This window comes from Haloarcula salinisoli (assembly GCF_019599405.1).
Taxonomy (GTDB): domain Archaea; phylum Halobacteriota; class Halobacteria; order Halobacteriales; family Haloarculaceae; genus Haloarcula; species Haloarcula salinisoli.
This window is the reverse complement of the sequence record NZ_RKLQ01000001.1, coordinates 845,083-865,391: the sequence shown is the minus strand read 5'-3', so window position 1 is coordinate 865,391 and position 20,309 is coordinate 845,083. Positions and strand designations below refer to the sequence as shown.

14 protein-coding genes are annotated in these 20,309 nt (G+C 57.7%); 12 read left to right on the top strand and 2 right to left on the bottom strand.

Translation table 11 applies throughout. The features are described from left to right. Positions 1-13 precede the first annotated feature (13 nt). The 3 genes from EGD98_RS04490 to EGD98_RS04480 all read left to right on the top strand — a co-directional run bounded on the left by EGD98_RS04490 (position 14) and on the right by EGD98_RS04480 (position 2,551). Entirely contained in the window at positions 14-436 is a 423-nt protein-coding gene (locus EGD98_RS04490; protein WP_220587155.1) for a cobalamin B12-binding domain-containing protein, read from the top strand. After that, positions 433-1,461 (top strand): methylmalonyl Co-A mutase-associated GTPase MeaB, encoded by a 1,029-nt coding sequence (gene meaB / locus EGD98_RS04485; RefSeq protein ID WP_220587154.1) that lies wholly within the window; start codon positions 433-435, stop codon positions 1,459-1,461. The genes EGD98_RS04490 and meaB overlap by 4 nt, the downstream gene beginning before the upstream one ends. Positions 1,462-1,627: 166 nt before the next feature. Then, positions 1,628-2,551, top strand: a complete 924-nt coding sequence (locus EGD98_RS04480; RefSeq protein WP_220587153.1) for a DUF8054 domain-containing protein — start codon at positions 1,628-1,630, stop codon at positions 2,549-2,551. 123 nt (positions 2,552-2,674) lie between these two features. Here EGD98_RS04480 and EGD98_RS04475 read toward each other — a convergent pair whose 3' ends face one another. Further along, a complete protein-coding gene (locus EGD98_RS04475; protein WP_220587152.1) occupies positions 2,675-3,145 on the bottom strand; it encodes a hypothetical protein in 471 nt (156 codons plus the stop codon). A 422-nt stretch (positions 3,146-3,567) separates the two neighbouring features. On the opposite strand from EGD98_RS04475, the gene EGD98_RS04470 reads away from it, so the two are divergent. From EGD98_RS04470 to EGD98_RS04435, 8 genes are all read left to right on the top strand, one after another. Continuing rightward, positions 3,568-4,029: a DUF7311 family protein gene (locus tag EGD98_RS04470; protein WP_220587151.1), complete on the top strand. Its 462-nt coding sequence runs from the start codon at positions 3,568-3,570 to the stop codon at positions 4,027-4,029. Positions 4,030-4,468: 439 nt separating this feature from the next. After that, on the top strand, positions 4,469-4,963 hold the full coding sequence (locus tag EGD98_RS04465) for a DUF7283 family protein (RefSeq protein ID WP_220587150.1): 495 nt from the start codon (positions 4,469-4,471) through the stop codon (positions 4,961-4,963). Next, complete coding sequence (locus tag EGD98_RS04460) at positions 4,860-5,402, top strand: DUF7285 family protein (RefSeq protein WP_425433342.1); 543 nt, start codon at positions 4,860-4,862, stop codon at positions 5,400-5,402. The genes EGD98_RS04465 and EGD98_RS04460 overlap by 104 nt, the downstream gene beginning before the upstream one ends. Positions 5,403-5,488: 86 nt before the next feature. Beyond that, entirely contained in the window at positions 5,489-6,901 is a 1,413-nt protein-coding gene (locus EGD98_RS04455) for a M61 metallopeptidase family protein (protein ID WP_220587148.1), read from the top strand. A 113-nt stretch (positions 6,902-7,014) separates the two neighbouring features. Beyond that, on the top strand, positions 7,015-7,983 hold the full coding sequence (locus EGD98_RS04450) for a DUF7284 family protein (RefSeq protein ID WP_220587147.1): 969 nt from the start codon (positions 7,015-7,017) through the stop codon (positions 7,981-7,983). Beyond that, positions 7,980-11,450: a DUF7286 family protein gene (locus tag EGD98_RS04445; RefSeq protein ID WP_220587146.1), complete on the top strand. Its 3,471-nt coding sequence runs from the start codon at positions 7,980-7,982 to the stop codon at positions 11,448-11,450. The genes EGD98_RS04450 and EGD98_RS04445 overlap by 4 nt, the downstream gene beginning before the upstream one ends. Before the next feature lie 175 nt (positions 11,451-11,625). Then, positions 11,626-12,984 (top strand): outer membrane protein assembly factor BamB family protein, encoded by a 1,359-nt coding sequence (locus EGD98_RS04440; protein WP_220587145.1) that lies wholly within the window; start codon positions 11,626-11,628, stop codon positions 12,982-12,984. 95 nt (positions 12,985-13,079) lie between these two features. Further along, positions 13,080-16,007 (top strand): hypothetical protein, encoded by a 2,928-nt coding sequence (locus EGD98_RS04435; RefSeq protein ID WP_220587144.1) that lies wholly within the window; start codon positions 13,080-13,082, stop codon positions 16,005-16,007. 177 nt (positions 16,008-16,184) lie between these two features. Here EGD98_RS04435 and EGD98_RS04430 read toward each other — a convergent pair whose 3' ends face one another. Beyond that, positions 16,185-17,390, bottom strand: coding sequence for a hypothetical protein (locus EGD98_RS04430; protein ID WP_220587143.1), 1,206 nt, complete (start codon positions 17,388-17,390; stop codon positions 16,185-16,187). Between the two features lie 977 nt (positions 17,391-18,367). On the opposite strand from EGD98_RS04430, the gene EGD98_RS04425 reads away from it, so the two are divergent. Next, positions 18,368-20,266, top strand: a complete 1,899-nt coding sequence (locus EGD98_RS04425; protein WP_220587142.1) for a hypothetical protein — start codon at positions 18,368-18,370, stop codon at positions 20,264-20,266. Positions 20,267-20,309: the final 43 nt, after the last annotated feature.

Genomic DNA, 20,309 nt, shown 5'->3' with positions numbered 1-20,309 from the left:
GGTAGCTTTTGGCATGAGCGTCGAGCACGAGCAGGACGAGCGGACCATCCGCTGTCTGGTCGCGAAAGTCGGCCTGGACGGCCACGACCGCGGGGCCCACGTCATCGCCCGTGCGCTCCGGGACGCGGGCTTCGAGGTCATCTACTCCGGGCTCCACCGGTCGCCCGACGAGGTGGTACAGGCTGCCGTCCAGGAGGACGTCGACGTCGTCGGCATCTCCATCCTCTCGGGGGCCCACAAGACGCTGGTCCCCAGGATTCTCGACGGGCTCCGGGAGTACGACGCCTTCGACGACCGGCTGGTGCTCGTGGGCGGTATCGTTCCCGACGACGACCAGCCGGAGCTGCGAGAGCTGGGCGTCGACGAGATATTCGGCCCCGGCGCGTCGATGGCGGAGATGATACAGTACATCCGCGAGCAGGCCCCCGAACGATGAGCGACCTCGTGGACGATTTGCTCGCGGGCAAACACAGCGCGCTGGCACGGGTTATCACGAAGATAGAGAACCGCTCGCCGGGCTACCGCGAGGTCGTCTCCGCGCTGCACGAACACACCGGCCACGCCGAGGTCATCGGCGTCACCGGCAGCCCCGGGGCAGGGAAGTCGACGCTCGTGGACAAGGTCGCAGCCCGACTCCGCGAAGACGGCCACACCGTCGGCGTCATCGCCATCGACCCCTCCTCGCCGTACTCCGGTGGCGCGGTACTGGGCGACCGTATCCGGATGGCCTCCAACGCCGGCGATATGGACGTCTTCTTCCGCTCGATGTCGGCACGGGGGACGCTCGGTGGGCTCTCCACGGCGACCACCGACGCCGTCACTGCGCTCGACGCCTTCGGAAAGGACTACGTCATCGTCGAGACGGTCGGCGCCGGGCAAAACGAGGTCGACATCGTCCGCACTGCGGATACGGTCGCGGTACTCGTCCCGCCGGGCAGCGGCGACGACGTGCAGATGCTGAAAGCGGGTATCCTCGAAATCGGCGACGTATTCGTCGTCAACAAGGCCGACCTCGACGGCGCCGACCGGACCGTCCAGCAACTGCGCGAGATGCTCCAGGGTCGCTCGACGGCGGGCCACCACGGCGCGTCCGGAACAGAGATGGCCGAGGTCGCCGGGACCGCGGACGAGGACACGACGGCGGGAGACAACTGGGAGCCACCCATCGTCGAGACTGTCGCGAACCGGGGCGAGGGGGTCGATGACTTCCTCGGGGCACTCGACGACCACGGCGACTATCTGGACCGGACCGGCGGCCGCGAACAGCAGGCCCGGGACCGCTTTGCCGCCGAGATTCGGACGCTGCTACGCGAGGACGCCAACGGCCTGCTCGCCGACGAACTCGAGCGACAGGGCGGGCTAGACGTCCACGTCGACGCCGTCCTGGCACGCGAGACCGACCCCTACACCGTCGTCGACGATGTGCTGGCGCCGCTCCGGGAGTGCCTATCCGATCGCTGATTGCGAGTGGCTCTGTGAACCAGGAACGGCTCGGCACCCCTGAAGGTCCCATATCCGTACCAACTCGGGTACTGTCCCAATCTCGCCGATGCTATCCAGTTGGCACCGAACGGCACGGCTATATCATGAGAAAACATTTATATAATATTATTCCGGAGAGGACGGTGTGAAAATACCGTACTCGGCCCACCTATCTAAACCGGAATACACCGGCGAAAATCGGTGCTGGGCCTGTACAATAGTCAATCTGATTCTCGCTTCAGCTATCAGTTTGGTAGCGGCACGACGTTCAAGAAAACACGGTTTGCTCACCTTCGTGACATCTACGGCCCTGATATATACTCGCGGGTATCTTGTCCCCGGGACGCCGACGCTGACAAAAACGTATCTCCCACCCGAAATACTCGAACTGTTCGGGAAAGAACCGGCAATGTCCGATCGAAGTGGCCTTGGGGCAATTGATAGCGAGGGAGGAGACGAGACGCCCGGTGCAGCTGCCGACGAAGCAAGCGGGCAGGCCGGTGAAACGGACGATACAGCCAATCAGGACACTGCCGATTCACTGGCGGCGGAAAACGATGAACCAGCCAAACTTCTGGCAGAGAGTGGTATCTTGCTACCCTGTGAACAGGAAGACGATCTCTGCCTCGACGACGGCTTTCAGGAACGCTGGCAAGCAGCGATGAGGAACACAGATTCAGCGTCCATATCCGCGAGAGACGCTGTCACCGTGTTCGGCCTCGATGATAGCGCCCGGTACGTGATCAGGAATTACGATGGTGCGAAAGTGCTCGAGGCAGACGGCATGCGGGTGGGCCAGTGGCCGTCGAAATCTGCGCTCCTTGCGGATATCGCTGCGGCGCAGATAATAGAAGATGAAATCCCTGTATGGAGTGAGTTGCCTCCTGAACAAAAAGGGCAGTTACTGAACGCATTACGCCTCTTTCTCGAAACGTGTCCGACTGCTGATGGTGGCGTTGAGCTGGACACAGATACTGTGGAGTCGTGTTGTCGATCGTACAGGGTGGCCACCACCCGGTGTACCGAGACCGGCGAGGTCCTGTTTGAGCACCGGGTGGACCAGCTCTGAACACTGGTCGTACGGCGACCACTCGAGGGCGATTCCAGGGGCTGTATCGTCCTCCCAAGATTCTATCCCGGGCTTGCGAAGAGATTGCCGTCTCACCACCGGCTGAGGAACCATAGCCGGCGGTCAGCCGGTCACGATTACAATCTCGGATTCGTCCTGTTCGTCTTTCAGATCACTGTTCCCCGGTGGGCGGACATCTACATCAAACGTTCCCCGGTTCTGGTCTGTTCGAAGACTGACGTTCGCAGTCGATTGAAAATCGGTTATCGAGACACTACCGTCAGATTGAGTCGTCCTCTGGACGACATCACCTTTCGCAGTGTCCGGTTCGATGGTAACTGTTGCCCCGCTGATATCGTTTTCATCGCCAGCACTGACACTGAGTTCGAGGGTGTCACTGTCCGAAACGTCCATTGTCTGCGCATTGGTCACTTCGACGCGTATCTCAGATTGGGGGTCAGCGCTGACACCACCTAGCGCGTTCATCATTAATGCGAAGCTGGCGATCCCGAGTACTACAGCGATAAGCAGCCTGATCGGCAACCCCGCGACAGCTCGTTCATCGCCGAGAAAGGCATATGTTCCGCCGTTCATCAGGCGTAATGAACCCATTCTGCGTATAAAAGCATTGGTTTCCAGGGAGGGTCAAACCATCTTTATCTCTCAGACGGAAGTTTTTTCAGGCTTTATTTATCAAATATTTACTGAATAAAGTGAAAATAGTGGTGGGAATTGATTCTACAGTAAGCCGGGGGCCCGACATTCTTCCGGCCCGGTCAGCCACCACACTCGGGCCGTACCGGAACGTCGTCGAAAGTGCATTCAGCCATCATTATCGCAGTTGTGACAACCTGGAGCCGGTCGCAAAGGTGGGTAAGCGAGAACGTAGTGTCAGGCCCAGACAGACGGTGCTTCCGGGAAGAAAACGTCAATCGGTGCCAGGCGTGAGAGTGAGAGACGATAATTACCAGGAAATCCTCGTGTCTAGCCGTCTGGAAAAATTGTAGTCCAAAACGATGCCTGTCAGATACGTTGTCGCGGTTGTACTCACGGTCGCAATTACGGGGATGCTGTTCGCCGGTATCGACCACGTCGACGGGCAGAACAGCCGGAACGAGATGGAGACTGAGGTATCTGCTCTCGATTCAGCAGCTGTTTCTCTCATGGAGGACGAGGAATTGCCACCACCTGGACAAGCGGGGCCCAAGCGGTTCGTGACACTCACATTTCCGGACGGATCGCTGGGGTACGAAGCCGTGACGCACTTCGAGATTACCCGTGTCAACGAAGGTAACAGCCGTATCGAATACCAGTTGGAGTCCGGCGGCACGCACCAGCGGTTCGTCTCCGCGCCTATCGTCGATACAGATGGTGACAGTCAGTTCGAACTAGATAGTACCGGAGACGGGGTAGAGGTCGTTTTGACTCTAGAGCCCGATTCGAACGGAGATCCGGTCGTATACATCCAAATCGCCTAATTTATGATACGTACGACGGTAGAATTAATTATGTCCCATCGCGAATCCTTGTCTACAGTGTGTCCCCGACCAGGATTTGAGGGATGCTTCGCAAGTGAAGCGGGCGCCCGCTACAGGCGTAACTGTGGATATCGGGACCGGGTCGGGTTCCCGCGGTACCGAGGAAATCTCGATGGGTGCCCGGTTACCGACCGACAAACTCTGTCTCGTCATCGGTGTCAGCGTGAGAACCGCGTGTTGAATCTTGATACCGTTGTCACTGGTCCATCGGGTCGACCTGGTAGGCGACGGAGCCGGAACCACACTCACCGAGGCGTCCGCAGTCTGCATCGTGCCTATCACTCTACTGGCGGGGATTCTGTAAGCCATACAGGGGTCGAGTATCGGGACCGACAGACGGCACTGGCCACTGTATCCATCCAGAACGGGGGAAATATCTATGGATTTTGAAGCGCCAGTCGACGCGTGGTATGTGTGGGTTGGAGTCGCAATCGCGTCTGTCGCCTTCGCGGGCATCGCACTTTCGCTCCCGAGCCAACCCCCACCGGATGCAGCCGAGGCGGCAAATACCGTAGACGAGGTCAGCGGGAGTTCGTACAACGCATCGGCGACGTACGAGCATGACGCCGACGAGGTCAAAATCGACGTGAAACGAATCGGAATGCGAAACGAGGGTGGCACGGAATGGGCGAGTATCGCTTTCGGGACCATGACACCAGTACGGACCCATCCGAACCCAGAGGATGGGTTAAATATCGTCTATGGTGAGGACCCGGAATCGGTGTTTGCGAACCCGTCGGCGATGCAAAGCTACGCGGAGACGGCCCGCGATGCCGCGGTTAACTCCGACGGAGAGTGGCACAGCGGCGACGGTAAACTCCGTGTCAGACAGGTCAATTGGGGGGGTGTCAGTGTTACCTTCGTCGCCGCGTGAGGAGACTCGCGGCCAGACAGAGCCGCTTGCAGCACTGTTAGCCGTCGCCATATTGGCGGTTGCACTAAGTATGTACGGGGGTACTGTCGTCGACGTGGTCTCGTCTTCCTCCGACCGTGAAGTCGGTGACCAGACGCTCGAACGGGTCTGGGAAGACATGGAGACCGACGGAGCCTACAACGTGTCGTCAAAGCCGCTCAACAAGACGATAGAGAACGAATCGATTCCGGCCGGGTTCAATATGGTGGTACAGGTAGAGACGGTGGCCTCCGACGGGAGGAAGGTAGTGATAAAAGAAGCGAGATACGCCGCGGACCGCGACTCGGCTGTCGAGGGTCCACCAGATGGAGCCACGACGACTGAACGACCAATCTCGATACGATACGCGCCCGGGAACGTCACCACGGGCCGTCTTCGAGTCAGCGCCTGGGAAGCGTGACCGAAACAGCAGGATACCGCGTAGCCGTACTGCTACTGGTCCTCACCGCGCTCCCTACGGGTTCGGCGCTCGGTGGTCCCGTGCCCGTGAACTCCCAGGACGAGGCACCGACAGCGACGGACCCATCTACCAACGCGACGCAAGTAGTCGAACAAGTCACGATAGAACGTGTCGAGTCGAATTCGTCGATGGTCGAAGCGACGATTACCTATCGGATACCGGCTAACGTCACACAGTTAGTCTTTCGTATCGAGACAGCAGCCGTCACCGTCGAAGACACGCATCAGTTCAACCAGCGCGGTAGACAGACGTACGAGTGGACCGGGAACGGAACGATAGGCAACGTCACAGTACGGTATCCTGCCGGTGAGGGGTTCTACCTGGACGACCGGCACCTGGGAGCAGTCGACTGGACTGACGAGTGGGCGCTGGTTCTCCGGCCGGAGACACGAACGCGGTGGGCGTTTGAGGGGAGCAATCCGGGGCTTCGATACGCTTTCAACGCGACCGACGGTATCGCTGGCGAGGAGTTCGCATATCTCGGACCACACCAGGTACTGACCGGCGCTGACGGGCAGGTGCGGCTGGTCCTGCCGGACAGCGCACAACCGATAACGAGACCCGCGTCGATTATGTCCGCCGTTACGTACGCTAGCAGACTGGAGCTACGCGATGAGGAACGGCCATCTACCCTGTTTGTTGTGCCGACTACCGGAGCCATGTGGAGCCCAGACGGGCTGGCGGTCGGTGCCGACGCACGCCTCTCGGCGACGATGGAGGCCAGCGGCAGAGGGAATCCCTGGGTCCACGAGTACGTCCACACCCAGCAGCGGCGGCGGGCCACGACACCGGCGACGAGGTGGTTAGACGAGGGGACAGCCCAGTATTATGGCGCCCTCGTGGGGCTACAGCGTGGCAACACCGACCCCGATGCGTTTCGGCAGCTCCTCGCCAGTGGCAGCAGGTACAGTTCGGTCGTCCTCGACGACCCACAGACGTGGCAGCGGACAACTGCAAACTATCGAAAAGGCGCGCTCGTCGTGGCCGAGCTCGATATTCGCATCCGTAATGCGACCGGTGGTAACGCGACGTTCGCCGATGTGATGCGGCGATGGTCGGCGTCGGAAACTTTCGGCTCCGAGGATTTCACGTCGGCGGTCGAAGCTGTGGCCGGCCCGGAGGTTCGTGCGCAGGCAGTACAGTACACAGAGACGAACGCTACCCCACCGCTCCGGTCTCCCGAGAGCTACGAGGCGCTCCTCGGAGAGTCACTCCCAGAGCGGCCCGGAACGAACCAGTCCGATTCGGAACCACCAGGTGTGAGCGCTGGTGCGACGGAGACGCCGACGAGGACCACAGCACAGGCCTCGACAGCTCGCCAGACGAAATCACAGAGCAAACGCGCCACGAACGGTGACGGCCCCGGGTTTGGGCCGGGGGTGGCGCTACTATCCGTCCTGTTGGTCGCGGTCGGTTTCAGATTTATACCAACCAAATAAAAGGAAAATTTTAATACTGCTAAATAAAGGAAATATACGCATAAATCTGAGACTGTCGTCGTCTGGCAACTCCAACCCGGGCCGCGACAGAACGGTGGGAATGAACTTAACGTATGAAAGAAGAGGACCAATTGGGGGGACCAGCCCGACGGGAACGCGCTATCAGTACCGCTGTCGATGCGGTGTTCGCCCTGCTGATACTCGGTATCGCTGTCGGTCTGCTCACAATGGGTGTCAGTTACGGCCAGACCCAGGACTCGGATCGAGAATCAACCCGGGCCGACCACACGGCCGAGACGCTTTTGAGCTCGACAGTGACGACGGAGTACTCTATTCAACCCGTCAGCACGGAACCGGAGTTCGAAGCGGGTAACGTGGGTAGTGAGACAGCCTACACTCGAGTCGTCCACGGGACGCCGGCTGATCTACTGGCAGACGCCGCCGTCACCAACGCGAGGTTCGACGAGCCGAGCCTGTGGGACAACACCGGACAGTTGACCGTGACGGGACAGTCATACGAGGACGCACTCGCCGAGTCGGTGTACGTGCGAATGCTTCCGGCCGAGTCGAAGTTCAACATGACGGCAGTCTGGCGACCGTACGAAAATTCCTCTGTCCTGGGGACAGCGTCGGCGGGCGATTCGCCTCCGTCGAACAAAGAGGTACACAGCGTGACGACCACAGTACCGAGCGGAATGGAGCCCGTCGAGCCGGACGCCTCGAGGGACTTCGACGCCTGGGGTGACGCTATCGCACGGTCCATCGTCGACGGGTACTTCCCGGAACGGGCGAGCAACCTCAGCCTCGAACAGCGCGGCCTGGAGCGGGAACTGACCGTCTACCGGTACAAGCGCTTCGAGACGTTCCTGGAGAACGACGTCGACCTCGGGGACCGGACGACAAACGGCGGCCCACTCAATCGGTCGACCGCGAACAGCGCCGAAGCCAACGACCGGTTGGTCGACGCGCTGGGGGACCGAATCGCGACTGAACTCGCAAACGAGTACGACGACCCCAGCGACGTCGAAGCGGGCGTCCAGGCCTCAGAGGTCGAAATTACCGTACGGGTGTGGGACGAATGACCGGGCCCAGAGACGATTTCCTCGAGGATACGCGGGCGCGAATCCCGTTTTCGCTCATCGCACTGCTGTTGCTGGTCACCTCACAATCGGTTGTGTTTGTTCTGGCCACTCGGGAGGACGGGAACGTCGACCGTGACCCACAGCTCGCTATGGAGCGGACCGAAGATGCGACCCAGACTGCCCTCGCGTCGGCTGTCAGAGAGGCGACGATCAAAGCTGGCAGAGCCCCAGTGCTCGAGGCCGCGGGTACACAGTATGGTGATGTACTCGTCCCACCCGGCGAAACTCGGTCATCGGCCGACTCGGATGCGGTGTTCGAGCGGTACGTGAAGCTGTTGATATATATGGAAGCCAGCGAGCGGCTGCCCCAGACCAACCAGACTATCAGAGGCGAGACCCGGACGAACGTCTCGCTGGACCCGGTCGAGTCTCCCAGCGACGCCCGAGCAGCCATCGACTCAGTCACACTGTACGTCGGGAATATGTCCTACGGTGAAGCCACCAGCGAGTCCGTCGGCTACGGCAACGTGAAGGTGGCACTCGAGGGCGTCTCCATCCGGATGACTCGCGACGGGGACGTCCTGGAAACAGGGACCCGAGAGATCAACACGACGGTGGCGACACCGCTGTTCGACCTCCACAACCGAACCCAGGAGTACGAGCGGCAGTTGAATATGGACTTCCGGGACGGGGCGGAATCCGCGCCGAACCCCGAGGGACTCGGGGATTACACGGCGATGTACGCGTACCCTTTCGCCTACACACGTGCACAGGCACAGTCACTCGGGGAACCACACGCCCGCATTCTCTCACCCCGTCATCTCGAAGTGCTCGCCAACGAGGGCATCTATCACACACAGCGGCGGGTGTTCGGGAGCGACGATAGATTCAGCGAACAGCTATTGACTCGCGGGTGGGGCCGGGCACTGGCCGAAGACCAGCGCCGCGGCTATGAAACGGTCAACGGGACCAGCACGAGCGTCGACCGAGTCATGGACAGTATCACCGACGACAGGTTCCGAAGCGGGTCGAACTACATCTACGAGGATATCGGGACGAACGCGCAGGCGTTGCGGGACGAGCCTGATTGGGAGTCCATCGTCCGGCGAGAGGACCACCTTGGGACGAACCACACACTGAGCCTCGACGAGGAAGCGAAAACGGTCTACGGGAACCTCACCCGGGACGGTGGCATAGATCGGGCTATCGACCGGGTGTACGAGGTTGAGGTCGGCTACGATGATGATGTTGAGAAAGAGGCAATCATTGGGAACGCGAATGCTGATTTCCAGTCTCTTGAATATAGGATCGTAGACGTTGAAAATATCGAACGAGTGGTGGATTCAGATGCCGACACACCAAAAGTCGACTACTATCTCATCAGAGTCAAGTTCCAAGGGTGGTTCCTCGACGATAACGACAACTTGCATCAGATCGTGTACAGAGCCAACCTGACAGTTCATGGAGAAAGTGGACCGAATACATTGGTCGAGCAGAAGGGTATAGACTACGATTACGAATCGGCTCCACTTACATCGTGGTCCGACACGAATCTCCAGTACAACGAGGCCGGCTCCGACATTCCGAAGAAAGCAGTCGTGGAACTCCTTCCAGGCGTCTCTAGCTTCAGGACACCCAGGGAGGTGGAATCAGAACTTGAGTCGTATATTTACTCACAGACCCAAGATAGCAACTCCGTCACTAGTTCCCAAGATCTGGTCGAAATTATCGCGGACGACTCCGCGACAGTACAGGCTGCGCCGGAAGATAGAGAGCAACTCCGCGGACAGGTCGCTGCTGATTTGCGCGAGTTCACGAATGACACGGGGAGCGTCTCGACGACAGTCACCCGCAGAGAGCTGCTGTCCGGCACAGCTTCGAACACCGACCCATTCACCGACGGGCACGGTGAGAGCCCGTTACGGAACCTCTCGAGACAGCTGGGCGACAGACGCTGGGTGTACGGCGTCGTCGACGGACCACACTACGAGAACGCGCCGGAGAAAGTTCGTGCCGAGGTGAGAAAGTATTTCGTGGACCGACTGCGGAGACGGTTAAACGAAACGAGCCGGAAGCACGAGACCGCGATGAGTCGGCTAGACGAGCGAGTCGAACGGCCCAGCGGCACCTCGCTTTTCAGCGCGACGACGGCTGCGAAACCGTGGCTGACCAGCGGACCAGTCGACACTACAGCGACGTATCATCCGGGAGTCGGAACGGCTGTCAGAAGAACTGTCGGTCCGGACCTGCTCGAAGGGACGTACATCACGCCAAACGCGGCGCCGAACTACATGACGTTCGATACGCTCGATATCAACACGGTTCCAGCGACCGAGTCGCCCTCCGCTGGATACTACCCGGCGGCGTACAGCAGTAGCCAGCCGTACGCGTCTCCGTACGAGGGGCATCCGTATCGCTCCGGAGTGGAGCTGCGAGTCGCAGCAGAGGTGCTCTCTGCGGGCAAAGCTGCGGACCCGCTCGTCAGCGATCCAGACTGGGACGGCGGGAGTGTCAGCGATCTCAACGCGTCTCTGGCGGCCCAGCGAGACGCGATTGTCGCCCACGCTGGGACCGAAGCGGCCCAGCCGTTTTCGGGCATCGAAGCCGGCAACGTCACGCGTGCACTGTCGAACGAGCTTGCAAGGTACGGGTCGACCGAGCGGCAAGTCGCCGTGCTAGCCCGAAGCGACGCGGCATTGTCCGAGATTGCCGAGAACACATCGGAGAGGTTCGACCGACCAGATGCGCTACAGTACGCGTACCTCGATAGGAGCTTCCAGAAGCATCTGGCGTCGTCGATACGGTTCGGTATCGAAGATGGGGTTCGGGGCACTGGGACCGGTCTGAGTGACGGTCGGGTGGATGGGCAGACCGCATGGGAAACGAGACAACTGGGGCGGGCACTTCGAACGGAACTGAACGAAAACACGCTCCGGATACACGAGCAGCGAGCCGAACAGGCAGGCGATGACCTTGAGAACACCACCACCGTCGCCGGGGCCGACGACTGGCTGGAGAGCGACCTCAACGCCCCCCTGTCCAACGCCAGCGAACTGGACCCCGGGTACGCCGAGACCCAGTGGGAGGTCGCACCCGGGGGAACGCCCAGCGGGATGTTACTGCCCGGCGTGCCAGGCTGGCACGAACTCAGAACCAACGTCTGGCAGTTCACTCTGGCGGGCACCTATCCCCGGTTCACCGTGACTGCGTCGGCCGGCACGACACAGGATGCACCCGCGGCGGAGTACGTCCGTGAAGATGCGAAGGTGTCGGTCGAAATCGACGGTAGTGAGCATCGGCTCGGGCGATCGACCAGTATCTCCTTCGAGTCGAAGGTCAGTATCGTCGCCGCTGTTCCGGGCGATCGGCTAGGAATCGGTGGGAAGGCGGGGGAGAAGGGTCACTGTAGCGACAGTTGGGATACTGTTGGTTCGATAAACGACCCAAGTGTCCTCGGCGGTTGTTAGACCTGATATCTAAGCCATACGGAGTGCCTGTCTTTTTTTAGCGACCACAAGATGTATTTGCATTCATATATTTATCTTGTAAAATATAACATCTAATCAAACGCAAAATACTTATTTGCAGCGTTGTTAAATACCACAATCATGGTTGTGTTCGCTCGGGGGAGGGGTACGGAATATGCTAAATGAAACCGAACAGGGTGAGCTACACTGGAAATACGAAACACCGGGGCGGATTCGGTCGTCACCGACAGTCGCCGGTGGGACGGTGTTCTTTGGCAATCTCAGAAGTCGAGTTCATGCAGTCAGCGTATCTGCTGGCCGAAATCAATGGGACGCACGCCTACCAAACGGTGGCATCCTTACCAGTCCCGCGATCGACAAAAACCGCGTTTACGCCGTGAATAACTTTGGGTACTTTGCCGCACTGGATCGATCAACCGGAGAAGAAGATTGGTCTATCTCAATAGATGGCGGGTACACACTTGGCGGCCTAAATTCGTCGCCCCTCTTGTACCAGCAAACCATATACGTCGGGATGCACGATGGTAAGTTGTACGCGATTGACGCGGAGTCGGGAGAGATACAGTGGGCGTTCCAGACGGGGTCCCAGATAGAGACGTCACCGATCGCCATCAACGGACAGATATTCATCGGGAGCGGCAGTGAACTCTACGCGATATCGACGAGCGACGGCCAGGAGCAGTGGGTCTTGACGGAGCCGTCAGATGCTGTGAGGACACCGACCGAACACGAGGGAACGCTGTATTTCGCCGCGGAGGACGGTACAGTCTACGCTGTCGACGGGACAGACGGGACTATCGAGTGGACCCACGGCAGAGAGTCCAAGATTGAATCGACACCGACGGTATATGAGAACTCGCTCTATATCGGTCTCGCGCGGGGCCCGAGCGCCGTCGCGTGTCTCGATACGAACAATGGTAAGGAACAGTGGGTTTCAGGCACTGGGAACGTGTTTGGTTCACCAACCGTCGCTGGTGGAACGGTGTTTTTCTGCACGTCGCTAGGTGATATATATGCAGTCAACCTCGACAGCGAGGAGTACGAGTGGACGTTCCACTCCGAGAGTGAGGAGCGGATGCTGTCTTCGCCGACAGTCGTCGACGGCGTGATGTTCGTCGGGAGTGACGACGGAATGCTCTATGCGCTCAACGCTGGGACAGACGCGTCAAGCGATGGTTCACGAACCGAAGATCAGTCTTTCGGGTACCACACTCAGGTAAGTACGCTTTCCAACCAGAACCCATCACCAAACGAGCAAGGTAACAGGACTGACTCATCCACTATCACACCTGGTAGCAGCACCAAGACAACCACAGCAGGGACGGATAGTTCTGGGCCGAACGGAGACGAAGATGGAATATCGCCGTGGGCTCTTGGTGCCGGTGGATCCACCGTTGCGCTCATGGGGTACTTTTTCGGAAAAAAAGCATTAGACAGTGACGAAGAGTCAGAGGAAAGCGACACAGAATCGACAATTGACGACACATTAAATCTTGATGACCCTGATGCCTGAATTGCTGCCGACACAGTTCAGTACAATAATATAAAAGCAAATTTAAGATTAAATCAAAAGGAATAAATATAAAACTGCGTGCCTAATTACGTGAAATGAACGATAGAAACTCGTTCAATTCGGATGGGGTTTCTCGACGGTCCCTTCTGAACGCACTCGGCAGTGGTGGACTGTTCGCGGGAATGCAGTCTATCTTTACAGATCAGACAGCAGCAGCAAGCAATCTGGAAAATAACCAGTTTGGGGAGGAACCGAGTGAAGAGGACTGGGAGTTCGATGCGGAAGATATCACTCAGGTAATGAAAGATTCTTTACAGGATAGGTTCTTTGACCGAATATATGGAGATCTTACAGACGGATATGGGGCTACATTAGATGACTTCTATAATATATACGATGATCTTTCGGCACTGCTTGCATCCGTTCCAACAAGAGTAGACGCTCTCCGATGGCTCAATGAGCATATGGAGACCATCCAAGACGTGCTCGGTGTAGACCCTGACAATGGGGGTGATTCCGGTAATAATACTATATCTTCTACGCCGGTAGAAATCGTCGGGAGTCGGGTAGCGAACAGTAAGGGCGGGTCAAGCGCTGTGCCATCGTCCGCTGGTTCACACAATATCTGGAACCAAGCGATAAATGAAGCAACAAAGCATTACGAGAACCTTACAAAGGGGCTTGAAGAGGTCTGGAGTGATCTACAAGATCAGATCCCCAATATCGACGAATACTACGATTCCGACGAACTCGCCGATATTATAAAGTCACCGTTCATAGCAATTGAAGACGCTGTAAATGAGTTCCTAGATGAGATTTCTAGTGTACTTAACCCAATTGAGGATCTCCTATCGACTGAACCAGAAAATATTGATAGCGTGCTAAATGATGGATTCAACGTTACCGCACCCTTTGATGTTTCAGATCTGAATGTATTCGTCCAATCGTTTGATGAGGCAGTTGAAGACGAAATTGGATCGTCTTCCGATTCGATTGAGGGCTATGATGGCTTCAGCACATCGCAAGCGCCGTCGTCCGAGAGCGAAAGCGAGGCAAGTCAATCGTACGGAGATGCCTCGGAAGAGGGCACCTCGAAAACCCCGTATGAAGATACTGTACCTTTCGGTGACAGGAAAGCTACGCTACACCGGTCTGAGCTGGAGGTTGGATATTCCGGCCCATCTTACCCAAACGTTGGAACGCCTTCACGTCCAGACATCTGTGGGGAGTTAGTTGACATTGACAATTCAACATGGGAAAGTTCCAGACAATTCGCAGAGGACACTACAGGAGTGGTCCTCAGCGAAGCTGTGAACGGAGAATACGAAGGTTTTGGTTCATACGACGCTGACCCGATAAAACCCTGCCCGGCTGCTCCAGGCGGTTACGTTAGAACGGTCGGTGTCAAGATTTCGATGAGTGATGTCGTCAAAGCAGACGAGGTGAAGCCCACAGACCCATCCACGGTTCTGTTCTTCGGCCAGGGGAACGATGGATGTCTTTACGGAGGCGCGGACTTGAGTATCGGAGCTGGCCAGTACGCCGAACATCTATACAGCGTTCTTGAAGCCCAAATCACCTGGTCACTGTACCTGCATCAACAACTTTGGACGAATGTGCTCCAAAGTGTCAGTAATACCTCTGAATACCTGTTTTGTGATAATGTTGAAGAACTTCCGAACACTTCACAGAGCTTGGCGTCGCCGGTCAGAAATGTCGAAACGAATGATTCACAGAGAGATATGTCGGCGGTCGAAGATACCGAAACGACTGATTCAGAGAGCGACGTACCGACGGTCAAAGATATCAAAACGAATATTAATACCCTATATAATACATTGGACTCTTCACTTGACGAGATTATTAATCGAACAGAGAATGAGTTTGATTTCACCGACGGAATGACCGGAGACCTTGAGGATATGATAGCAGATACCTATTCGTTCAGTACCACGACGGACAGCGACGATGCCCCCGACGAGTTCACCTTTTCGTACGATAGTATCAATAGCTGGCGGACCTTCGCACTAGGTGACGACGAGTCCGACACACAGGGGCAGATAGACGAGTTGAAATCTGAACTCAGTAGTGGCGATGAGCCCGACACACAGGAGCAGATCGAAGAGTCGCAAACTGAACCCAGTGGCGATGCCGGCTCCGAATCTATCTATACGGCATTCGCTGTGTTACATCAAAACGTTGTCTCCGACAGCGATGTCAACAATGACGACATCCCGGGAGTTCTCGAAATCATCGGCGACAGCGGTGACGGGTTGACACAAGAGCCAATTGATTGGGGTTCGGTGCATATAGATTTCCTCTGTGCAGATGCTCAGGAGTTACAACAGATTGTAAACTTTATTAACGAGGATATCCCGGATTCTCGGGAAGAAGATCTGGTCCCTGATAGGGTAACGCAGGCCATTGAATCCGATGAGACTCTCGAGTCTATTTATGACGATGCGAATACCCTTCTGAGCAAAATTATTCGCACCCACATTCTAACCGTGGCCGGTCAACTCTGCGAGAAACTCGTGGAGTATGCTAACATGGCGACATATACGCGGTCGAAGCGTGCTAGACTGCTCGCGAAAGTGACCGAATTCGTCCGGTATATCGAGGGAAGTGCAATCTGTGGCAGGTTCCACTGTCAAAATAATAATAGGAATCTCTACGAGCCAGTCACCACCCCAAGCGACGTAATAGCACGCTGGGTGAGAACCGTTGAAGGGCCAGATGCTGAAATCGAAATACCAGAGATTACTTTCCCGAACATCCTTGATGTACTTAAAAATAGTATCGAGGAGGCCTTCTGGATTTGCACTGCTTTCCTTGTAGGTTTGGCACTTGGGATTCTTGCCGGCAGCTATCCCTTTGTAGAAGGGGCGACCGGTCCCGGGCCTGCCATTACAGCATATGCACCAGCATATGCCCTTCTTGCTATGATGCTGACAGTTTCACTGTCTCAGTCTTCCCTGCTTGATGAAGGCTGGGCCGATGCGCTTCCGTCCCCAGAATTATAGCGCACGTTCCGAATCAAATAGCTAGCGATGAGATGGTCTGGAAAGCTCATTGTAATCTATCTGGTCGTTCCAACAGACGCGAAAGTCGGCAGAACACCACTTCCGGTGCCAGCATAGCTGCTATCTGAGTTTTCCGCCAGCGAGCAGACGCTTTATCTGTCTGGGTGTTGGGGTGCGCTACGCGGAGTTGTCGGGGTTTGTTGCATCCAGGTCTGTCTGCCCGTCTCTGCTATTGTCTCCGAGACCGAGATGTTCGAGCCGTTCGTTCATCGTCGGCTCTGTAAACAACTTCCCGAACGTAGCGTTCAAGAGGTCTTTGTCGAAGTCATCCCGAAGGTGTAGAAACCGTGGCCGCTTCTCGGGGTTCCCATAGATAGCTGCGACGGCCGACGGGGCGGCGTGCTCGACAGTGTACTCGTCGCCTAAGTGAACCCGTTCCTGACTCCACGATGCAATCAGCAGGGTGACGAGTATCAGCAGTGTAACGAGCACGGCTGTCCAGATCTTGAACGCACCACCCAGTCCGGTATCGATCCCAGCGGCGAACACGGCCCAGATACCCACAACGAGAGTCCACATTTGGGTCCAGCCTCTTGCCTTCTGTAGCGGACTTAACCCGTGAGCAGCCCGTCCCTCGGCGTGAGCAATGGCAACCGACAGTGTGTCGGCGGTGACAGACGACAGCAGCGAGTCACTGCAAGCCAGGAATCGCTGGTCGCCGTTTTCCAACACCGCCATGCGTTCTGCGTCGTTGTTGACTGTGATTTCGATACCGTCCGGGAACGAGATATCCAGCCGGTCATACGCCTGTTCGATCTTGTCGCGCTCCGCTGTCGTCGGCCGACGAATACCGAACCGGATAGACGGACACATCGATGGATACGCGAAAATTTCACTGGAGAGCCAGCCTATGGATGCTATTAGTACAACCCCGATGGCAATTGAGGCCGGCGTCGCTGCGTACAGGGCGCCCAGTTCGATGACCACGGCGACGAAGAGTATCAAAGCAATCTGAAAGACCGTCACTCTCCAGCGCCGCCGCGAGAGTTCCCCCTCGACCATCGGGAGAGTCGAGATAAACGGCCTGAATCCGCGCATTGCGCTAGCCAGACCAATGACCACAACAGCCGTCGCGATCGCGCTATTCAGCAGTGCCGTCGCCAGATTCGGCCCCGTACCGAGCAGTTCGTCGCCGATAGAGAACAGTGCTGGCACCGCAATCATAACAGCCACAGGAACGAGAAACGTCAGATTGTCATGAACCGACCGCTGTCTCGCTGTGAGACCGTCGGATTGGGTGAACCACCATGCCAGAATCCTGCCGAGGGCGAACAATCCTACTATCAGTATCCCTGTCCCGACCAGTCCTGGGACAACACTCATCGTTATTATATTCTAACAACGGGGACGTAATAAACACACCCATGTTATCAAAATTACCCTCCTGCTAAGAGTTCAGAGGCGAACAGCTCGACGTATCCACGGCTAAAATCTTTCGCTACTCGAGCGGGTTCCCTCGTCTCGACGGTCGAACCCCAATCAACACCCGCCGGACCCACTGTCGTGGTACAGAGACAGACGGATACAGGCAGCAGATAGGTCGCCACCAGCGACCTCGTCGCCGCTGTCAAGGCCAGCTTCTCTCAAAACTACCTGGCGGCCGAGGAGAATCTACCCAAGAAGGTCCCGATAGAACTACCGATTATCGGTGAACTGCGCCTCATCGAATGGGTACTCATAGCTATCATCGTCATTATCGTCATCGCCATTGCTATCTTCGGATGGCCGTTCAGCATCAGTGCCGGGACAATCGGGGCCTGATATAGGGCTTCGTAAGTGCCGTCATATCCAGGGGCCCGATGATCTTGCGAATAATGATGAATGTTGTAATGGGCCTCGGAAAGAACCCCTCCGCCCCCGGGGCATGATGCGAGCTCCGCAAACTGGGCGAACCAACGCGAGGGCCTAGGTTTCTCGTTTGACGTTCCAGCGTCGTTCTCTACCCGGGTGTCTTCGAACAACCCGGCGGTGACGCGTCGCAGCCATCCGATCGTCCGGAATCCAGCACTTTTCATTTCATATCAACGTGAATTTTACATACAGGAGTTCCCCACGTGGAGGTACTGCTGATGATTCATACCCTCGGCGCTTTCTTGCTTTTGTACCTCGGCGGATCCCTCGCTATCGGGTACAGGCTTGGACAAAATTCGACTGTTGTCGACGGTCGGCTCCGTGACCAGACTATACTCGTCATCAGCGGTCTCCTCTTTCTGGTACCGGCTATCGGTCTCTCCATCTTGGACGTACCCATCCGTATAGTTGGTGCGACATCGCCCCTGCAACTGGTGGCCGTGTACACAGTGGCTGTTATCGTCACTGCACTCGTCGGGCTCGGCACCGCCGGAGCCGGAATCCGTCTCGGCCACGACGATACCGAGCGCTACGTCGGCCGCTACAGGACTCGCATACGGGCACTGGTTGCTATCGGCATCGGGATGTACGCCTCGTTCGTCGCGGCTTACGGGCTGTTCAGGGGCGGATTCGTCTCCCTCCTGGTCGTCCTCACGCTGGTCATCGTGGGGCTCGGTCTCCTCCGGGTTCTGCACGGTGGCAGCCGGCCAGCCGATGCGTATCGGTCCCCCACCGACGAGGAGGCACGCCGCATCCGGGACTGTTTCGATACGTTTGACGCTACTCCGGGCACCGTCGTCGTCTGTACGTTCGAAGACAGCGAAAGTCCGCAACCGTCTGCAGTCTTCGTCACGAACTCGCTCGGGCAGCGACTGACCTACGTCCACGAGGACCTACTCGACCTTGCCACGGACGACGAACTGGCCGTCGCGTTCGCCCAGGCGACCTATCGGGGTCCGTCCACGCACGTGTTGGCTGCCGCCTCGTCGACGCTGGAACTGCTGGGTCTCCTGTACATCCCGGCGACACTGAACACGCTGTCTCTGTGGGCGTTCGATATCGGAATCACGGCGCTACGGGGGCCAGTCCTCCCGCTCCTGTTGGTTCTGGTTGGTCTGGTCGTCTGTCATCGGGTAACGTCGTCACTGTCCCGGTGGTCGTTCACCGCCGCAGACGATTTCGCCTGTCGGCAGTTCGGGACCACCGCCGTCCGTCGGACGTACCGTGCTCTCGGCGACTGGCTCGTTGTGGACCCCGAAATCGACCACAATGACCGTACCGGGTCGGGCGGAATGGAACCGCCGCTGGTCCGTCGAATCGACCGCCTTGGCGGGGACCGAACTGGGGAAACCAATCTCGCAGCTACCACCGGGTGGCTCTTCGCGGTCATGCTGGCAGCCGCCCTCTGGGTGACGAATCTCCTGGTCCGTCCGGTCGCGGCCCCGCTGTCCACTACACTACCGGCGTGGCTCGTCGGCGTGGCATCCGCCGTCGTCGGCGTCGCATTGGCTGCGATTCCGATGCTGGTCGTGTATCGCCGCCACGGGTCGCTCATCGATACCCTTCCACCAGCCATGCGGGCGGAGCTAAACACTCGCTGGGAGTTCCCCCTGGTGGTGGTCTGCAGTATAGTCGTCACCGAACTCGTCGTCACTGGCTATCTCTCCTTCTTTTGGTTCGCCGTGGCCGTCCTGAGTCTGCTCCTCACCGGCCTGAACTACCGAAGTCGGTACGACCCGGTCGTGAAATCCCGGACCTCACGGCCACCGTCCGCGGCGGAAGCAGACCGTCTACGCTCTTGTCTCGGTGGGGCGGCCGAATCGGTCGACCGGATTCACGTCCACGACACGCTGAAGCAGTACAGTGTCTTCGTGAACGGTACCGACACGCATCGGACGCTCCATATCGAGGAGGGCGTGCTGGACATCAGTGACGATTCGAACCTCGCAGTCACACTCGCGGAGGCAGACGAGCGGAGTCGACAACTCGGCGCCAGCGGCAGAGTTATGTATTTTTTGTTCGTGGTGTGGCTGCTAGTGCTGGTCGAGACGCTCACCCGCGGCAGCTACGGCCCGCTGGCCATCGGTGTAGTGGTCGTCAGTCTCCTCGCTATACCGGTGGTGATGGTTTGCCTTCGGCATATTGCCGGCCGGTTCTCCCGCATCGATACGCGACTCTGTGACCAATACGGTACCGAGACGGTTCGTGGCGCATACGACACTGTCGGGTCGTGGATCGAAAACGACCGGTCGTTCCGACACGCCTGGCGGCTCGGTCTGGCCCCGTATCCGTCCATGGCGGCACGGATCGCCCGGCTTCCCGAATCCGACGGACGACAACCGGAGTAGCTGCTGCCGACCGGATATCGCCGGGCACGTCTGCACGACGGAA

Bases quoted from the DNA above. Each gene is read 5' to 3' on its own strand.
- EGD98_RS04490 (WP_220587155.1), top strand. From the start codon at position 14: ATGAGCGTCGAGCACGAGCAGGACGAGCGGACCATCCGCTGTCTGGTC.
- EGD98_RS04435 (WP_220587144.1), top strand. From the start codon at position 13,080: ATGAACGATAGAAACTCGTTCAATTCGGATGGGGTTTCTCGACGGTCC.
- EGD98_RS04445 (WP_220587146.1), top strand. From the start codon at position 7,980: ATGACCGGGCCCAGAGACGATTTCCTCGAGGATACGCGGGCGCGAATC.
- EGD98_RS04450 (WP_220587147.1), top strand. From the start codon at position 7,015: ATGAAAGAAGAGGACCAATTGGGGGGACCAGCCCGACGGGAACGCGCT.
- EGD98_RS04470 (WP_220587151.1), top strand. From the start codon at position 3,568: ATGCCTGTCAGATACGTTGTCGCGGTTGTACTCACGGTCGCAATTACG.
- EGD98_RS04430 (WP_220587143.1), bottom strand. From the start codon at position 17,390: ATGAGTGTTGTCCCAGGACTGGTCGGGACAGGGATACTGATAGTAGGA.
- meaB (WP_220587154.1), top strand. From the start codon at position 433: ATGAGCGACCTCGTGGACGATTTGCTCGCGGGCAAACACAGCGCGCTG.
- EGD98_RS04465 (WP_220587150.1), top strand. From the start codon at position 4,469: ATGGATTTTGAAGCGCCAGTCGACGCGTGGTATGTGTGGGTTGGAGTC.
- EGD98_RS04460 (WP_425433342.1), top strand. From the start codon at position 4,860: ATGCCGCGGTTAACTCCGACGGAGAGTGGCACAGCGGCGACGGTAAAC.
- EGD98_RS04475 (WP_220587152.1), bottom strand. From the start codon at position 3,145: ATGAACGGCGGAACATATGCCTTTCTCGGCGATGAACGAGCTGTCGCG.
- EGD98_RS04440 (WP_220587145.1), top strand. From the start codon at position 11,626: ATGCTAAATGAAACCGAACAGGGTGAGCTACACTGGAAATACGAAACA.